This window comes from Pseudoalteromonas sp. OOF1S-7, from assembly GCF_022347765.1.
GTDB lineage: Bacteria > Pseudomonadota > Gammaproteobacteria > Enterobacterales > Alteromonadaceae > Pseudoalteromonas.
This window is the reverse complement of record NZ_JAKRFZ010000025.1, coordinates 38090-56196: the sequence shown is the minus strand read 5'-3', so window position 1 is coordinate 56196 and position 18107 is coordinate 38090. Positions and strand designations below refer to the sequence as shown.

12 protein-coding genes are annotated in these 18107 nt (G+C 45.0%); 2 read left to right on the top strand and 10 right to left on the bottom strand.

Annotated features, from left to right (window positions below; all coding sequences use genetic code 11):
* From MHN33_RS22595 to MHN33_RS22585, 3 genes are all read right to left on the bottom strand, one after another.
* Window positions 1-1734, bottom strand: a complete 1734-nt coding sequence (locus tag MHN33_RS22595) for a cyclic peptide export ABC transporter (protein WP_239401582.1) — start codon at window positions 1732-1734, stop codon at window positions 1-3.
* Between the two features lie 3 nt (window positions 1735-1737).
* The gene (locus MHN33_RS22590) at window positions 1738-4161 is read right to left on the bottom strand and encodes a penicillin acylase family protein (RefSeq protein ID WP_239401580.1); all 2424 of its coding nucleotides are present in this window, start codon (window positions 4159-4161) and stop codon (window positions 1738-1740) included.
* Between the two features lie 129 nt (window positions 4162-4290).
* Window positions 4291-4485, bottom strand: a complete 195-nt coding sequence (locus MHN33_RS22585) for a hypothetical protein (RefSeq protein WP_239401578.1) — start codon at window positions 4483-4485, stop codon at window positions 4291-4293.
* A 196-nt stretch (window positions 4486-4681) separates the two neighbouring features.
* On the opposite strand from MHN33_RS22585, the gene MHN33_RS22580 reads away from it, so the two are divergent.
* Together MHN33_RS22580 and MHN33_RS22575 are read left to right on the top strand one after the other, a co-directional pair.
* Window positions 4682-5776: a hypothetical protein gene (locus MHN33_RS22580; protein ID WP_239401576.1), complete on the top strand. Its 1095-nt coding sequence runs from the start codon at window positions 4682-4684 to the stop codon at window positions 5774-5776.
* A gap of 400 nt (window positions 5777-6176) precedes the next feature.
* Window positions 6177-8312: a winged helix-turn-helix domain-containing protein gene (locus MHN33_RS22575; protein WP_239401574.1), complete on the top strand. Its 2136-nt coding sequence runs from the start codon at window positions 6177-6179 to the stop codon at window positions 8310-8312.
* 75 nt (window positions 8313-8387) lie between these two features.
* Here the strand turns inward: MHN33_RS22575 and MHN33_RS23955 are convergent, their stop codons facing one another.
* From MHN33_RS23955 to lon, 7 genes are all read right to left on the bottom strand, one after another.
* The gene (locus MHN33_RS23955; RefSeq protein ID WP_275442994.1) at window positions 8388-9065 is read right to left on the bottom strand and encodes a helix-turn-helix transcriptional regulator; all 678 of its coding nucleotides are present in this window, start codon (window positions 9063-9065) and stop codon (window positions 8388-8390) included.
* Window positions 9066-9963: 898 nt separating this feature from the next.
* Window positions 9964-10518: a hypothetical protein gene (locus MHN33_RS22565; protein ID WP_239401572.1), complete on the bottom strand. Its 555-nt coding sequence runs from the start codon at window positions 10516-10518 to the stop codon at window positions 9964-9966.
* Between the two features lie 35 nt (window positions 10519-10553).
* Window positions 10554-10700: a hypothetical protein gene (locus MHN33_RS22560; protein ID WP_239401570.1), complete on the bottom strand. Its 147-nt coding sequence runs from the start codon at window positions 10698-10700 to the stop codon at window positions 10554-10556.
* A gap of 1191 nt (window positions 10701-11891) precedes the next feature.
* On the bottom strand, window positions 11892-12035 hold the full coding sequence (locus MHN33_RS22555) for a hypothetical protein (protein WP_239401568.1): 144 nt from the start codon (window positions 12033-12035) through the stop codon (window positions 11892-11894).
* A gap of 776 nt (window positions 12036-12811) precedes the next feature.
* Window positions 12812-14725, bottom strand: coding sequence for a SurA N-terminal domain-containing protein (locus tag MHN33_RS22550; protein ID WP_239401566.1), 1914 nt, complete (start codon window positions 14723-14725; stop codon window positions 12812-12814).
* 336 nt (window positions 14726-15061) lie between these two features.
* Window positions 15062-15334 carry a nucleoid-associated protein HU-beta gene (hupB, locus tag MHN33_RS22545; protein WP_125721987.1) on the bottom strand — a complete coding sequence of 91 codons (273 nt, stop codon included), beginning with the start codon at window positions 15332-15334 and terminating at the stop codon, window positions 15062-15064.
* Window positions 15335-15558: 224 nt separating this feature from the next.
* A complete protein-coding gene (gene lon, locus MHN33_RS22540) occupies window positions 15559-17922 on the bottom strand; it encodes an endopeptidase La (RefSeq protein WP_239401564.1) in 2364 nt (787 codons plus the stop codon).
* Between the last annotated feature and the right edge of the window lie 185 nt (window positions 17923-18107).

The window sequence follows — 18107 nt, the reverse complement described above, 5'->3', positions numbered from 1 at the left end:
TTACGCTCCTACCTCTGCCAGGAAATCGTTTTTGGCAGCCTGGTTTAACTGTAATTTGTCGAAATATTGTGTGTATGAGGCCTGCTCTACAACCTGACCGCTTTCCATCACAATGACTCGGTCGGCCAGCTCGAAGTACTTGTCATCATGGGTGATGGCGATTACCAGCTTCTGCTTTGTTTTCAGGCTGGGCAAAATGCGTTTGTAAAACACCTCTTTGAAAATTGGGTCCTGATCGGCAGCCCACTCATCGAACAAATACACCTGTTTGTCTTCCAAAAAGGAGACTAATAACGCCAGTCGCTTGCGCTGACCATCGGATAAGGACACCGTCGAGAAGTAACCATTTTCTATCGTCACTTTGTGGTCCAGGTGTAATAACTTCAGGTAATGCTGGATCTGCTCCATGGTGTCGTTGTCCAGCTCTTTGAGGATTTTTGCGAACAGGTAATAATTTGAATAAATTGCGCTGATCTCTTGTCTGTAACTTTCGATATTGCCGTTGTCGAGTGCAACGTCGTCAAAGTAGATGTGTCCGCCTACGGCCTGATAGTGCAAGGTCAGTAACTTGCTGAGGGTCGACTTCCCGGAGCCATTAGAGCCAACGATGAAGACAATTTCGCCACGGTTCAGTATCAGGTTAATGGGACCAACGGCAAAGCCAGCCTCATCCTGATCACCGGGATAAGCAAACTCCACATTATCAAATCGTAAAGTTTGCCAGTCGGGGACTGGTGAAACCTGATACTCGATTTGCTCTTCCGGCAATGCATTGAGTAGCGCGTTGAATTTTTTGTATGAAATCGTCGCCATCATTAATTGCGGCAGGGCGTTAAGAAGTACGCTAATGGGGCCGGTGACATACAGCAACGCCATGATCACCGCGACCAGTTCGCCACTGCTGATAGAGTGGTAATTTACGAACACAAAGCACAATGCTCCGATAACAAAGAAACAGAGTAAATCACCAAAATTGATAGTGGATATCAGGACAGACTGTGCCGTTTTCTCATTTTTAAGAATATTGGCTTCGTTATTAAGTAATGCATCCTGATGGAAATAAGCCCTTTTCTGAGCATCAAGCTTTAATTCCTTTGCACCGGATATCAAACCATTAACCCCTTCCTGAATAGCATCTCGATATTCCCGGGCGCGAGTAAGCAGCTTATTGCCAAAAAACATGGGGATTTGATAGGCCAAGATGCCAAACGCGATGGCAATCATCACCATTTTAAATACCGCGTCGTTGAGATAGACAAGGAATCCCAGCATACCAACCAGAGTCACCAGGTTAATCAGTAGCAGGGGTAATGCGCGCGCACCATTGATGATCCTGGGCACATCCAGATTCACCGACGCAACCAGTTTAGACGACCCCATTTTCTCAATTACGTGCAATGGCGTTCTGGCAATTTTATCGTAGAAGCTGACCCTGAGCTGCCTGGCAACATCGGTTGCAACGCGCTGCAGTAAGATCTCTGAAAGGCTTCTGATGATCAGGATAAAAGTACAAGCCAGGAAAAATAACGCCGCCAGTTTATAGTTGGCTACTTCCAGTAAACCGTAACGTGCATGTGGTATTTCTGCTAGCTGCAGACCGGGTGCCGGACGTTCAATACTCATTAATACGAAGGGGATTAACCCCGAATATAAAATCCCCGAAATGGCGCCCAGCAACACAGAGATAAACACACGATTGGGGTAGCTCTCACTAAATATTTTTAATAAATTCACGGTTTACTCCTGCCCTGTTTTTGGAATGAGTGTTAGCTTGTGGGTGGCCTTTGCGGGCAGTTCAAATGAAATGTACTGACCCTGCGCAAACTGAGCGACCATATCGTCATAATGCTGGCTGGCGACCTGACCAGACTGTCCGGTGGAATTCATAAACTGATAACGCCCGCCCATGTCGATAACTTGTCTGAATCCCGCACCATAGTTTTGAATAAAGCCACTGTCTTGTTCGTAAAACCCCGCAGCAACATTAACCGTATTACTGGAACCACCGGTTGCCACTTCTCGCGAGAACACGGTGTTGAGGTGCTTCACTTTGCCAAACGGCATATGGTCATAGCGGGTCGTCTGAAACTTGCCCCATTGCCAGTCCTCGATTTCATCGCCGTGTAGCTTGCTGTTCATGATTAATGTCCTGTCCAGTGCGCTGAGCAAAACTGTGTCACAGGACTCAATTTCCAGTGTGTTGGAGTCATCACAGAGCGGGGAGTCTTGTAACAGCAATTCGGCTAGTTGGTCATAGCTCAGTCGCCCGCGCAGCCCGAGCAATTGTCCCGTGGCCGCTTTTTCATTCCATGCGGGGATCAGTTCGTCATTTAACAGCACCCGATAAATCTGCCTGGACCAGGTATAGAAAAGCGTCGCGGCGATGCTGTCGGCTGTTGCTTCCCCCTGCCAGGATGACAGTTGATCCAACGCTTCTTGTTGCCAGAGGTCTTCAGCCTTGACCGTTTCCATGACCGCTTTAAGCCGGGTGACTGTCAGATCCTTTACATCCATTTGCATTAGTTTGATGTAATCAAGATCCAATGGCTGTTCGTCCAGCAACTGCTCAATGCGATTGGCACGTGCCGGATCCGCAAAGCTGGAAGAAACATGATAGGGGTAATCCTGCGCGACATTGCGATTGTTGGCATTGATGATGTAGCCTCTTGGCGGATTCAACTCGCTCGGCATCTCATCTTTTGGAATAAAACCCTGCCATACATCTCCGTGAGCGGCACGTGTAGCCGGTAATATCCCAGTCCCCTGCTGTCGAATCGGAATATTGCCAGCACCGGTAAAGCCAATGTTATTTTGTTTATCGACATAAAAAAGGTTCAGGCTGGGTGATGCGATTTGATCGGCAGCGGCCTTAAACTCAGACCAGTTTTGTGCCCGGTTTATGTGGAAAAAGCCATCATAAGTCGAGTCTTTTGCTTGTAGCGCTGTCCAGCGTAAAGAAACAGCCTGAGGCAAACCGGTCTTGCTGATCACCGGACCTGTCAACGTTTCTTTGATCTTCAGTTCAACATCCCGATAGGCTGGCTTAAGTACACTTGGAAAGTCGCTTTTAACCTTGATGTATTCCGTGCGAGAAGTAAAAGGCAACCATTGCTGTTGATAGCGATAGAGATTAGGGTCATCCGGATGCACCTGCTCTACAACCAGGTCTTGCAAGTCAGCTTCCATATTCGTGCCACCCCAGGCAATCTGATTATTCTGACCAAAAACAATCACGGGCAATCCGACCAAACTCATCCCCTGGAGCAGATTATCTGGCACATCTTGGGAAACGGCATACCACAGAGACGGGATCTGAAGTCCCAGGTGCGGGTCGTTTGCAAGTATGGCGTATCCGGTCGCACTTTTTTCGGCAGACACGACCCAGGCATTACTCCCTATGTGTTTCCCCCCCACCTTATAATCTTTTTCTAGTTGTTTAATGGTGTGATGCAGTCCGGATAAACTCGCAACCGGCCCTTGCGCAAGCGGCTCAACAGGCTGTGATATGTCTGATTCGAAAAACTGAGTAAACAAGGTTTTGGGTAACGTTCTCAGGGCAACACTGCGTTGGATCTCTTCTTCCAGATTGCCCGACATGCTGAGCGAAAACATCTTCATCCAAGCCAGGGAGTCCTCGACACGCCAGGGCTCAGGCGTGATCCCAAGCATAGTAAACTCCACCGGTAATGTAGGCTGTTGGCGCAGGAAATCATTGATCCCTGCCGCATAAGCTTGTAACGACGCCAAAGCCTGCTCAGACAAATGCGCCTTGCTGTGCTCAGCTACCGCATAAAGCCCCAGTGTGCGTACCCAAACGTCGTAATTGAGACTCTCTTTACCAAAAACCTCACTCAATTTTCCGGCACTGAGTCTGCGCTGTAATTCCAGTTGCCACAGCCGATCTTGTGCGTGCAGATACCCCATCGCAAAATAAGCATCCGCCGCTGAGCCAGCCTCAATATAAGGCACACCATGTGTGTCGCGTGTTATCACAACCGGCTCATGAACTGTTGCCGCAACTGTGTTTGCACCTGTCGGTGGTAAGGCTGAAAGTACCTGTTGCTGGTATGCCACATAGGCACACAGTACGGAAGGTGCCAAAATAAACGTGCCAAACCGGCACAACAAAGGGTGTCGTGTAAACCAATTTTTAATTTGCATGTATTTATTACCAACGGAGGGTTAAGATCTCACGCATGAGATCATTGCTACTGATAAAACGCTGTTGCAGGTCAGGGCTGCCCCTAAAGCTGACCGGGATCAGCTATCCACTCTAGTATTTAACCTGTGTCAGTTTAGGCTTGGAGGCTGAGCATCATGCTCGACGGCCATCATCTGGTGACTTTCTACAAATGCCTTTATGTCATCAAGCAAGCGCGAACGTCGGCCCGCTTCTGAGATATAAACGCCTTCTCTCATATCGGCAGAACCCAGGTTGTATCCTTTCTCAAACGCCCACTCAATGATGCTCATATCTATATTCATATCTTGACTCCACCGCTTGTAAACTGCGTTTTAAATTTATTCTGCTGTGCTGTGTGTCGATTTAAGACTTCACACCAGAGCAATTACTTAGTATGGTTCACATGGTGCATCGTTAACCTTTGAGTGTATACCTGTTAGATCTACCAACTAAGGTGTTCACCCTTTACCTTTAGCGTCGTAAAAGGCTCCTAACCCTATGAATAAAAATAAATTAGACCAACTGATGTTGGCTAACGTTAACAGTCGTGAAGCGCTCAATTCTGAAACTTTTGAGTACAAATCCCTGTTCTTATCTGCTGTCGCTCCCGATCCACACAATGCACGATTTCTGCCCGCGAAATTTATGGAGGATGAACATGCCAGGCAATTTACGTCTCGTTGGCTCACTAAAAACCAGCTAGTAGAAATGTATGACTCAAGAGATCACGTACTGATAGGAAAGAATTGCATTGTAAACTGCTTTAATTATGGCTCCGCACAGTGGAAAAAAGCCAATCAAACGCTGGAGTCTGTCCTTGAGCTGGCAGAGAACATCTCCGTTGCAGAAATCATTCAGGTTCCCACTGTGTACCCTTTAGAACACGGCAAGTACCAAATTCTAACGGGGCACCGACGCTTTTTTGCCATGGTTTACAGTAAAGGTTACGACTCAAGCGCTCAATTTAAAGTGTACGATGCTAAGCCATTGCTATCGAAAGTGAAGCAGTTTCAGGAAAATGCCAGCCGAGATGACTTACCCCAATACGGTAAACTGCAAGCGTTTTTAAGTGCTATGCAGGAATTGGAGAGCCTCAGCCTGGCAAAACTCAAAATCGGCGAAAAGAAGCTGACCGTCAAAGAGATGGCAGCTAATCTGGGGATCTCCATGGGAAGCTTTGACAACTACAATGTTCTTACTCGGTACAAATGTGTCATTGAGGCATATGAACAAGGGTTGATCAGCCTGCCTTTTATCAATGTCAAAAAAATCGTTAAGCAAGTTGAGAATCAATATTACAGTGAGTTTGATAAAACATTGTTAACAGTCACCGATAAAGCGGAGATCAACAAGCGGATAAATGCCAAACTCACCGGAGAAAAATTACCCGTCAAACCTCGTGAAAAAGCCTTCAGAATAAAGCCAATCCAAAGTATAGAAACAGTAAAAATGCTACTGACTCACAATATTACCGAAGTCGTTGATGAGATTGACTGGCACGCGCTTGAATGGGGTAATCGTAAAGCGGTCTCTGACATACTGACTAAGGCTATCGAAATTTTGGACAGTAAATGCAAAGCCTCTGAAGACTGACATGACTGTCGGTAAACAGTGGCACACACTGGCGGCGGTTCCGTCAGAGTTCCAGGCGTCAATTGTCTCCAGCCGACAGATACCTGTACTGCAACAGTGACCCGGATTTTTGTTAAATTCTTATCTCGCCATGACCTGCTATGCGGTTTTGAATCCGTGATATTGTAAGAATTTATATCTTGACCTGACACAGGAATGACTCACTACAAAATTTTAAATACACATAAAATTCAAAAAGATAAGATAAAAAGTATGCCACAACCCTTCCTTTTACATTTATCGAAAATAAATATAACACTTGTAAATCAAAAGCCCTTCTCATCTTTCTGTTGAGTTTTTACATGACTATATATATAGTCTGAATGCTTGACATAATCCTAATAACAACAAATTCAGGACAATGAACGAAGTCAGCTTCTCTAGAACAGTTAAATCGATCACTCTTGGCTCCTGGAAACTTGACCCTAAACGTCAGGTACTCACTGACGGAGACATCGAAAAAGAGCTTGAGCCCCTGCTCTTTCGCATTATCAGCTATTTGATTTTAAACTCAGATACTATCATCACTCGGCAAAATCTGGTGGAGGATGTCTGGTGTCAGAAATATGTTGATGATAATGCAATAAACAGAGCAATGTCTGAACTCAGGAAAACCCTGAAATCGGAGAATCAGAAAGGGATGATAGTTAAAACCCACTACAGAAAGGGTTATAGCTTAGCCATTGAGCCTTTTGTTGAGTATCATCAAACTGAATCTACTGAGAATACAAAACTTAATCCTGCCGTTTCAACCGAGATAAAAGCAAAAGCCATCACCGCTGAACCGCCTCACAGGCGTAAGAAGACCTCCTGGGTGTTGGGTGCTCTGTTCAGCACTCTGGCCGTTTCTATCAGTGTCGCGTTGCTCAGTCAAAACAATGATCCAGACAACGTGCCGGTTAATGCCATAGAAAAGCAGGTACAGGAAACGGTCTTATCATGGGTCAATGGCCGCTATACAAGGCCAAATATCTCACCCAATAAAAACTTTGTTGCCTTCTCAATTATTCAAAAAAATAGCCAAAATTACTCTCTCGTCGTAAAAACTTTGCAAACAGGCCACGAAAAGCGCCTCGCTGAGGACGGGACTAATTATTTCCCGATCGGCTGGTCAGCTGATTCTAATAAAGTTTTTTACCGGGCCATTAACGGTGAACAATGTGAGGTATGGCTGATCAATGCCAGCTTTGACGGAACCAATCAGTATTTATTTGACTGTAGCTTGCAAGGCTTCACCGGTGCAGGTGTCAGCGACGGCAGACTCATTTATTCCAAAAGCGGCTACCGTGATCGGGATGAACTCGCAGCACTTGCCAGCCGAGATATCTCAACAGGTCAGGAATATCAGATTACTTCGCCAAATTTGAATTCTTATGGCGATAGATTTCTTACTTATCTACCTGATTTAGAAGTTATTATTTTTGAAAGACATCACTATCAGGGCAGCGAATTATATATGACAGATCTTGATGGTGGTAACCAGGTCAAACTGTATGATACGGACAATCGGATCTGGTCGTTGTCTTATGAGAAGAAACACAACGCTCTGATCTGGTTTGATAATGTAGAAAATATTCTGTTTACTTATTCACTGGATAAGAAAAAGGTTATCTCAGCGGCAAAACTACCCAATACGGTAAAATATGCAAGCAATCAGCCTCTTTCTCACGATGAATTGCTAGCGGTTACCTATCCATTTTTACAAGATGTATACACATTAAGCCCGCAAGGTGGCGAGCTGCACCCTCTGATTAACAGCGAGTTTGATGACATTCACGCTGCTGACTTTGAAGACAGCGTGATTTTTTTACGCCAGCAAGGTGGCCTGCGCAGTATTTATCGTAAATCTCCCGATGGTCAGTACGAAGCCCTAGCTCTGCCTGCGTCGAATTATGAATCAATTCATTACAGTGCGCAAAGACAAGAATTACTGGTCCGTTACAACAATAAGCTTGAAACGTATGACGCCAAGACGTTAGAACTTTCCGATTCAATTAGTGTTGACGGCACTATAGTATCGGCAGAGTACCTTGAAGAGGATAACATTGGGTATTCGGTTGTGGATGCAAAAACCCTGAGAGGAAAAGCCTTTATGCACTCTCTGGATTCTGACAAAAGTATTGCCTTACCTATCGAACGTCCGTTGTGGTTTGGACAACTGAATAGTCAGTTTTATGCCAGCTTATCGTCACATGACGAAGTATCTTTGTACGATATCAATACCGGCGAAAAGGCTGACCGAATTGAGCTCTCAAAAGCCAAGTACAAGCACTCAATAACCGCTGGAAATGGTGCTTTGTACCACTCCGATGGTGAAACCGTGTTCAGGATTAATTTTGGCGAACAACAGCCCAAACAGGAAATATACAAAGTTGACAGCTCCAGTTTTGTTATCGACAGGATCCGCTTTTCTCAGAAAACGAATGCCCTTTACCTGGATATCATTGAAGTGGTAGAAAACCAACTCGTCAAAGCCGACATCACAGCGCCACTGTGATCTGGCATACTGGGGAGAGTCCTCCCCAGCAAAAAAATTGATAACTAACATCATTTTAAAAGCCAGCCTGTGTAACTAAATCAGATTATTGATAATGCACTTTACTATTGCCTGCTGTCGGTTTGTGCTATCTGTTTTTACAATACAGTTTGATAAGTGAAAATTAACCGTACGCTCTGAGATACCCAGTATCTGGCTGATTTCCCAAGAAGTTTTCCCTTCACAGGCCCATATTAAGCAGTCTTTTTCTCGTTTCGTAATATGTAGTTTTTTGACTCTGCAGCGTAACGCGGCCTGAAGCAGATAAGGTGAGATAATGGTCCAACACCAGTCCACAAACTCAATACTCTTCTGTTGGCAAAAACTGTCCGGAATATCGAATACCAGCCCACCATAAATGCCGGTCACACCACGCATTGGCATCACATATACTTGACCTTGCTGACGGCTATGCGTAAGTATGCCGGACAATGGCAGCAAACGAATACCAGATTTACAATGCTCATAAATAGCATGGTCAGACATTTCGTCAGCCAACTCGGTTGAAATTTCACCATAGATATTCTCTTCATATGACGACGCTGATACCGGACAGAAATCGATAAAACCCAGACAGTCGTAGCCCGACTCTTTTGATATAGATTTTAGTGTATTCGTTAATTCTTCAGCGATACTAACTTGTTCGAATTTGGCAATCATCTGTTTAATTTCATGTTGAGTGTCAAACAGTCCAAGGATGGTATTTTGTTGCATTGTTATGTCCTCAAGTGGCCCCGTTAAGCAGAGCATGTTTAATCATTTGATGGGTCCATATTGCCCCAGCAACAACACACAATCAAACCGCCACGAAATTTATTATATCAAACAATTTCAATCATTTAGCAAAGTTCCTTATGACTAAGTAGCGGCTAAATATTGATTAATAGCACCTCGCGGAGAGTCCCGTAATCTATCCATCTCATAGCTTTTTTGTTAATAATTATTCCCATCAGCAATTCGCTTTCCTGCTGCGTAGTCAATGTCATTTTCCCCTGCATACGCGCGCAATTTGTTTTCGCAGACACACCCGAACAGCACCTTTTCGTGCTCTTACAGGAGTCATGGTAAAAGATATGTAACCCTGAATATTTAAGTCTTGCCGATTGATTGTGAGCTTGCCTGGTTATTGCAATATTTGTGGCTGCGGGTGTAAACATCGGGCACGAGCCATTGAGCCAGGCTGAGCCATGCCGGATCAATTGCACAGTATGGCTCGCCGCACCGGTTTGGCGCAGTGAAAGATAGTAATACCAGTGCTACTCAATGAAAGAAATGCGGGACACGGTCCTGTAAGAGATGCAATCAAAAGTGGTGTTTCAGACTGCTCATCAGCGTGGCAAACAAGGCGCACAATGATCAAGCCAGGCCCCCCTTATCTCTGTTCAGATAGTAATCTCTCGCGACAACAGACTCACTAAACAACAAACAAGTCGGGCACCATGCCAGTATATTTAAAAATGTCTAGAAGGTAACAAGGTCCACATATTTGCATGTGGACCCTTTGAGAAGCACGAATTAACGCGAAGGAGAGAAAAGTGATAGCCAGCCACACGGGCTATTTGTATTTGGAGTGGCTAATGCTCCGTACTGTTGTCAGGAGCGCTCTGAGGGCTTATAAACATGCCTGCACAGACTGATGCAGAGCGAAATTGCCGCCGCCAATGGTCTGCTGTAGCTGACCATATTCTTCTTTTTTCAGTTGCATTGAGACGAGTAAACTGTTTTTAGCAATATCATCAACCCTAACCTCGATAGGCCGCGCATCCGAACACAACCACAAACTGGAGTTTGTCTGAATCTTCTGAAAAGCTTTTGTATGTTCGATCTCTTTTGGCTCAAAGTAGTGAGCGCCAAAAACCCGCCGACTTTGTATCCGCAGTAACAACTCACCAGGGGCAAACACTTTGCCCGGCTTGGCATTTGGGTTGACATAGTCAACATAGCCATTTTCGTTGGAAACTAGAGCTTTAGTCTCTTCGCTACCTTCAGTGACATACTGTAACATTATCTTTTTTTTTGCTACTTCACTTCCCACACTGATAGCCAGCTTTAAAACTCGCCCGGTTTCCCTGGAGTAATGATATTCGTTGGCTGGTTCTTGTAATACGAGGTTACCCGGAACAGACTGTAACCCCACCCCCATTGCCAAGACTAAATAGGATCCCATCAATTTAAAAACTCCTGTTGTTTTCTACAATTGGATTAACCACTTATTTTTTTAGGGTTAATCAAACCAACCTGAGTAATACTATCTGTATCTGTACCACCTGCAATCAGCTTTGTTTGGCGGTTATCTTTAATTTCGTTATTTGTTAAGTTTTTCAGTTTCTTTGTTTTAAGTGTAAGCATCGTGCTGGTCTCATTTTAATTTGTATCGAATTTAATTTTCAAAGTTGAACACCGTTTTGGTGATGCAACTATCATTGACCAGAGAGCGCAAAAAACCTAGTTATGAAACCTTATACTTAACGATAACAAACAAACACAAACCATTGATTATTAAGCATATAAAAACACATTACCGAGACCTTTTCATGCTGTAAGATTTGTATTCCCCGGAACAGCCCAACATCAAGTTCACAATATAAAATTAAGCCCGAAAAACCCTCTAATGACAAAAAATAAAATGGAAAATTTTGAGCAAAGCCAATTTAAACTCCACTTTAATGTATAAATTTGACAGGCCACCCCCAAGCGATAACTTATATTCACGTTTCTGACGGGTTTATTTTCCGGAGTCAATATCCCATATTTTTGTTTGGTTCAATAAACCACGTTAATTTGGCTAGTCAAGACACTTACTGATACATTTGAATACCCTTTCAAATAATTCACTATAAAGCAGAGGTGTCACGATAGTAACAAGTGATTTATTGCCTTAATACTCCAGCCACATGGTATACAGAGATCAGACGCCTTAAGAACAATAAATAGAGCAGCTACAGAGCCAAGCAGGCTACGCAAATAATGCAGAAGGTATAGCCAAAACGACCGCTACATTAAAACGATAATACGCAATGACTCGGTGAAACGACGACCCTCAACAACCAGGTGTGCAATAGTCAACTGTTTGCCTGGTCAACGGAAATAAACGTTGCGATAGGGTATAAGTGATAATGAAAGATGTGATGAAGTACTAATTCAACGAATTGGAATCCAAAAGTAACGACACAACGAGGCTGCTGCCAGTGGTCGGTTATCGAGTACCCAAGCATAAAGTGGTTTACTGGATTGCGATTGTGACGGGAAGTTATCTTAAGATGTGTACAACTTATTCTGCGGGTGTTTGGGTGATCTCGCCCCCTCTTTAAAGGTCAAAGCGTATACGGGGAGTGAGTCTGTTTCGCACTACGAGCAGCCGGGCCTGTCTTACGGCAAACAAATCATAAACTGCCAAGTGGTCGCAGAGACTGAAAAAGCCTCTTGCCAACCTTAACTGTTCTAGCTCAGACTAGACCTGACAAAGCCACGTTTAGACATCTCTGTTGCCTCTCATCAAGGCTTGATATTGTTTATGACCTGTTACCATAGCGATGAGGCTCAGGGTGCTGTTGGATCTTTTTGTGTAATGCTGTCCGTGTCTATTTGCCTGGCGACTCCCCCAACGACAAACTGAGTTCTACCAGGACCAAAGAGTTCTTTTGCAGTAAGGTGTTTTAACTTTTTAGCTTTCAACTTAAGCATGACCAGAATTCCTGTTGTAATAACACATTAGATTTATCTTAAACTTATCGCGCTCACCCATCCGGTGACATATCTAACCTTAGCGAATCCCCTATCAATACACTAATTATCAAAGCTTATCGTTTTTCATAACAATTAATTTTAGTTTATTGATTTATATAGATATAAAATCAAATCAGTCAGTTTGAAAAAACCTAATATTTCATACAGTGGCTAATATCGAGTGAAAACCACTCAATTTTCGAAGGTGTGATTACGTTCGCATGCAGCCTGACAGATGCTTCAGTACAGTAAGTCTGTATAGTGGGTAAAGGGAGAACACGGCACTACAAGGGCATACTATGGCGACAAATACGGGGAGAGTATGGTTCTGCAGGGCGCAGAGTAGCTGGAAGGACCAGCTGTGTTAGACGACAAGCAGACCAATTTCACTTAACACCCGTTCGATTTGAAGGAGCAAATAGAGCACCAGCTGTGGTAAACATTGCTCATTCAGAGCCTTTACCTTAAACACAGCTTCACAAATTTTTGCCTCGCCTGATCTATTTAGGGGCCTCGGTGATAGCTGGGCGCGTCAACGGTGTTATCGAGCATACTTTCTCACCTCACAGCAAATTGCATCAGGAGAAGCGCGAATGCCTGAGGATAAGGCACAAAAAAACCGATATCAGAACACTGATGTCGGTTTTTTATCAAAGTCAGCCAACTGATTACCCAAGCTTTTCCAGGCTGTTCAGTCCAGACCTGTTGTGCAAGTTAGCGACATGATGCGAAAATTACTGCATCTCATCACTAAATTGTAAAGCAGGGCGAACTACCTCAGCATCTGACTCTAGGGCGCTCAGCAAAGCAAGGAAGTTTTTATTTACCACAGACATGGTAATGTTCTGTTTCTGCTGTGCTTCAACCTCGCCAGTCACTTCAGTGGATGTTACCCCTTTTAGTACCAATAGCGCTGCATCACCACTATTTAATTCAACCAGCGCAGAGAATGTCTGGTCGTTGTCAGGGTGTGCCAGTTTGAATGCCTGCTGGACAATTTCAGGTGCCACTGTATAGCTTTGACGTTTAAGTGCCGCTTCGCTCTTCACTTCAACAGATTCTGCTGCTGCGATATCGCTCAGTGCTTTACCTTCCTCAAGCTGTGCAAACAGGGTGCTGGCTTTCTCTTTGACAAGCTCTGACGCTTTTTCGTTCTCAAGGCGGGTCTTGATCTGTGCGGTCACCTCTTCCAGCGGCTTCACAGTCGCCGGCTTGTGGTCAAGCACACGTACTACAACAATATGTTCGTTACCCGCTTCCAGCACTTCTGAATTGACTCGGTCTTCGATTAGCTCTGGCGTGAAAATAGCATTGGCAATGGTTGGGTCATTAAGCGGTGCAGGCAGTGCCATACGCGAGACCAACTCAGTACTCTTCAGCTCAATATCCGCGACAGCTGCGGCATCTTCCAGAGAGTCTGCCACCTCAAATGCCAGTTCTGCGATTTGTGATTGTTTCTCATAAAATGCATTGGCTTTAGCGTTGCTTTCAAGCTCGGTACGCAATTCAGCCGCGACCTCTTCAAATGCCTTAGACTGTTGTGCCTGTAAGTCCGTTAGCTTGATGATGTGGAAACCGAACTCAGTTTCGACAACAGGTGAGATATCACCGACATTCGTAAGCGCGAATGCTGCTTCTTCGAACTCTGGCTCCATCATGTCACGCTCGATCCAATCCAGATCACCTCCGATTTCTGCAGAAGCAATATCGTCAGACTCTGCTTGCGCCAGCTCGGCAAAGTCTTTGCCACCTTGTAGTTGCTCGTACAGCGCAAGCGCTTTTTGCTTAGCCGCATCGGCATCGTCAGTGTTTTCAATCAAAATATGGGCAACACGACGGCGCTCTTCTTCCAGGTATTGTGCCTGGTTTTCTTCGTAGTAAGCGCGTACTTCTTCGTCAGTAACTGGTTTATCCAGTGAAATATCATCAGACTTCAGTTCCAGATATTGCAGCGCAATTTGCTCAGGCGCCTGAAACTGCTCCTGATTAAGCTGATAGTAGTCTGAAATTTCAGCGTCCGTTACGGCTACCTCACCTTTCACGGTCTCTTTGCTCAGTAGCATGTAGTCAATATCACGTGTCTGCTGCTGCAGTGCCACCGTTTGTTTCAGTTCATTATCCAGCACAAAATCAGAGCCAGCAACCGCAGAAACCAGCTGGTTACGCGTCATTTCTTCACGCATGTACTCACGGAAAGAATCCGGTTGGAAGTTCATCTGGCGGATCAGCTGCAGATATCTGTCGTTACTGAATTGGCCACCCAGCTGAAAATAAGGCAGCTCAAAAATGGCTTGCTTCACTTGCTCATCACTGACTCTCAGCCCTAACTCAATGGCTAACTGGTTTTGTAATTCTTGTTGTACCAGGCGGTCAATGACTCCACTGCGGATCTGAGCCATGTAAGCCGGATCTGCTGAAATTTGTGTAAAGTATTCTCCAAACTGACGCTCCAGCCGTGCGCGCTCATTTTCATAGGCGCGGGAGAATTCCATTTGTGTGATCTTGACTCCGTTAACTTCTGCTACGGCCTGCTCTGTGGTTTGACCTAGGTAACCACCGATCCCTGCCAACGCAAAAGACAAGATCACTACACCAAGAATAATTTTGGCTGCCAGGCCCTGTGAGCCTTCTCTAATCTTTTCTAGCATTTATTCTATCTCTTATCTAAGTCAAAGCACGCTCAGTACTTTGGGTTTATATGCGTATCCAAGCCCGCTGAACACAATACTCCAGCGCCCTGTCTCGTCTCTGTACCTATTTATATGGATAAGTGCGGCATTTGCAAGCACTGAAGTGCAAACAACCAAAGCTTATATGCGAAGCATCGCATTTAGCCCAATCGCCATTGGTCAAGCCAATGTGCGTCATTATCCTGTCGGTATAAAAAAAGCGTATCTTAGCAGATACGCTTTTTTTCTTGAAGCTTATCTGGCCCAATCACACTATTTTAACATAGGCCATTGGACAGACTGAGCGAAATCTGCTTAGTTTACCGCGTCTTTCAGAGCTTTACCGGCCTTGAAAGATGGGATGTTAGCTGCAGCGATTTCGATTGCCGCACCAGTTTGTGGGTTACGACCAGTACGTGCTGCACGCTCACGCACTGAGAAAGTACCAAAACCGACTAGGGCAACTGAGTCACCGTCTTTTAGCGCACCAGTTACTGACTCAATGAATGAATCCAGAGCACGACCAGCAGCCGCTTTAGAAATATCAGCATCAGCTGCGATATGATCGATTAATTGAGATTTATTCACAATATCATCCTCTTACATTGTTATTATCAAGAGCGATGAGGGCTTACCACTAACATCACTTTTGTAGTTAACTCAGAGAAATCTGACGATTCTCTATTTCATCTAATGTCTCAAAGCCTAGTAACCACGCGGGTTGCGGGCTACCGGGCTAATCCAGTGCTTAAGTTAGCATACCATATAGATTTGAAAACCCTTTTTACGCACTTTTATGTACTTTTTCTGCTTTATCCGGCCGACTTTTGCGACTCAATGGTAAAACTGTCTACCGGATGAGCGAGCGCCAGAGATAAAACGTCATCAATCCAGCTCACCGGATGAATTTCCAGTCCTTCCAGAACGTTTTGCGGGATCTCTTTCAGGTCACGCTCATTCTTTTTCGGAATAACTACCGTTTTGATCCCACCACGATGTGCTGCCAGCAGCTTCTCTTTCAGTCCACCAATGGGCAGCACTTCGCCTCGTAACGTGATCTCTCCTGTCATTGCAACATCGCTGCGTACCGGGTTACCAGTCAGGCTTGAAACCAGGGCAGTCACCATCGCAATACCTGCACTTGGACCATCCTTCGGTGTCGCGCCCTCAGGCACGTGCACATGGATATCACGTTTCTCGTAGAAGTCTTCATTGATCCTGAGCTTGTCAGCACGATTACGCACTACAGTCATGGCAGCCTGAATCGACTCTTGCATCACATCGCCTAGTGAGCCGGTGTAGGCTAATTTGCCTTTACCTGGTACCGCCGCACATTCGATGGTCAGTAAGTCACCGCCAACTTCGGTCCACGCCAAACCGGTCACTAAACCGACACGATCGCCATCTTCCGCTTTGCCATAATCAAAACGTTGAACGCCGAGGTAGCTTTCCAGGTTTTCAGCATTAATCACAACCTTGTCTTTCGACTTACTCAGCAAAATACTCTTAACCGCTTTACGGCATAGCTTTGATAGTTCACGCTCAAGATTACGTACACCCGCTTCACGGGTATAGTAGCGAATAGTATCAATGATCGCGCTGTCTTCAATTTCAATCTCATGTTCCTTTAATCCATTACGCTTAATTTGCTTAGGGATTAAATGTTGCTTAGAGATGTTGAGTTTTTCATCTTCGGTATAGCCCGACAAACGGATCACTTCCATCCGGTCAAGCAGTGGACCCGGGATATTAAAACTATTGGAGGTCGCCACAAACATCACATCAGACAGATCATATTCGACCTCAAGATAGTGATCGGCAAAACTGCTGTTTTGCTCCGGGTCGAGTACTTCCAGTAAAGCTGAAGCAGGGTCGCCGCGCATGTCCGACGACATTTTATCGATTTCATCCAGCAGAAAAAGCGGGTTCTTCACGCCAACCTTGGTCATACTCTGGATCAGCTTACCCGGCATAGAGCCAATGTAAGTACGTCTGTGACCGCGGATCTCCGCTTCATCTCGCACCCCACCCAGTGCCATACGAACATACTTACGACCCGTAGAACGCGCGATAGACTGTCCCAAGCTGGTTTTACCCACCCCAGGTGGGCCGACCAAACACAGAATTGGTCCTTTTAATTTGTTGGTGCGCTGCTGAACCGCCAGATACTCTATAATACGCTCTTTGACTTTCTCCAGACCATAGTGATCTGCATCCAAGATTTTTTGTGCATTGGCCAGATCCTTTTTAACCTTGGAGCGCTTTTTCCACGGCACACCGATCAACGTATCAATGTAAGAGCGCACCACGGTTGCTTCAGCCGACATAGGCGACATCATTTTCAATTTGTTCAGCTCAGAAGTGGCTTTTTCTTCTGCCTCTTTGGGCATTTGTGCTTCTGCGATGCGCTTTTTCAGCGCTTCAAACTCATCCGGCACATCATCCAGCTCACCCAGCTCTTTCTGGATGGCTTTCATCTGCTCATTGAGATAGTACTCGCGTTGCGATTTTTCCATCTGCTTTTTAACGCGTGAACGGATCTTCTTCTCAACCTGTAGCAGATCAATCTCACCTTCCATCAACGCCATCAGATACTCTAATCGCTCAGTGACGTTGTATAGCTCCAGAACCTTTTGCTTTTCAGGTACTTTGATTGGCATGTGCGCTGCCATGGTATCAGCCAGACGGGCCGTTTCATCAATACCGGAAACAGAGGTCAGTACTTCTGGCGGGATTTTCTTGTTGAGTTTTACATACCCTTCAAACTGGCTGATGGCACTGCGAATGAAAATATCCTGCTCAGGACCTTCAACGTTTTCAGAGGCAATAAATTGTGCTTCAGCCAGAAAGTACTCATCCGTAACCAAAAACTTTTCTATCTTGGCGCGTTGGGTACCTTCGACCAGAACCTTAACGGTGCCATCAGGTAACTTAAGTAATTGCAGCACGGTAGCGACGGTGCCAACCTGATAGATATCATCAGTGTCAGGGTCATCTATAGACGCTTCTTTTTGCGCCACCAAAAAAATTTGCTTGTCATTTTCCATCGCGGCTTCTAGGCATTTTATTGATTTTTCTCTACCTACAAACAGCGGGATCACCATATGAGGGTATACGACCACATCACGCAGTGCCAATACGGGTATCTCGACTCGATCCATTCTCTCAAGCGTCATTATATTCTCTTCGCACTTCATTAATTTCAAGGATTAGGGAGGTATATGGGGATTGCCTTTAAAAAGTTCAACCTATATACCAATCCGTATCGATTTCCAGTTTGAGTTTATACCAATTTGCTTAATTAAGTGTTCTATTTTGAGGCGAGAAAATAGGCTCGGTAACAAGGCAAAAATTTTGCTAT

Bases quoted from the DNA above. Each gene is read 5' to 3' on its own strand.
- MHN33_RS22555 (WP_239401568.1), bottom strand. From the start codon at position 12,035: ATGCTTAAGTTGAAAGCTAAAAAGTTAAAACACCTTACTGCAAAAGAA.
- MHN33_RS22560 (WP_239401570.1), bottom strand. From the start codon at position 10,700: ATGCTTACACTTAAAACAAAGAAACTGAAAAACTTAACAAATAACGAA.
- MHN33_RS23955 (WP_275442994.1), bottom strand. From the start codon at position 9,065: ATGCAACAAAATACCATCCTTGGACTGTTTGACACTCAACATGAAATT.
- MHN33_RS22590 (WP_239401580.1), bottom strand. From the start codon at position 4,161: ATGCAAATTAAAAATTGGTTTACACGACACCCTTTGTTGTGCCGGTTT.
- MHN33_RS22580 (WP_239401576.1), top strand. From the start codon at position 4,682: ATGAATAAAAATAAATTAGACCAACTGATGTTGGCTAACGTTAACAGT.
- MHN33_RS22565 (WP_239401572.1), bottom strand. From the start codon at position 10,518: ATGGGATCCTATTTAGTCTTGGCAATGGGGGTGGGGTTACAGTCTGTT.
- MHN33_RS22585 (WP_239401578.1), bottom strand. From the start codon at position 4,485: ATGAATATAGATATGAGCATCATTGAGTGGGCGTTTGAGAAAGGATAC.
- lon (WP_239401564.1), bottom strand. From the start codon at position 17,922: ATGACGCTTGAGAGAATGGATCGAGTCGAGATACCCGTATTGGCACTG.
- MHN33_RS22575 (WP_239401574.1), top strand. From the start codon at position 6,177: ATGAACGAAGTCAGCTTCTCTAGAACAGTTAAATCGATCACTCTTGGC.
- MHN33_RS22550 (WP_239401566.1), bottom strand. From the start codon at position 14,725: ATGCTAGAAAAGATTAGAGAAGGCTCACAGGGCCTGGCAGCCAAAATT.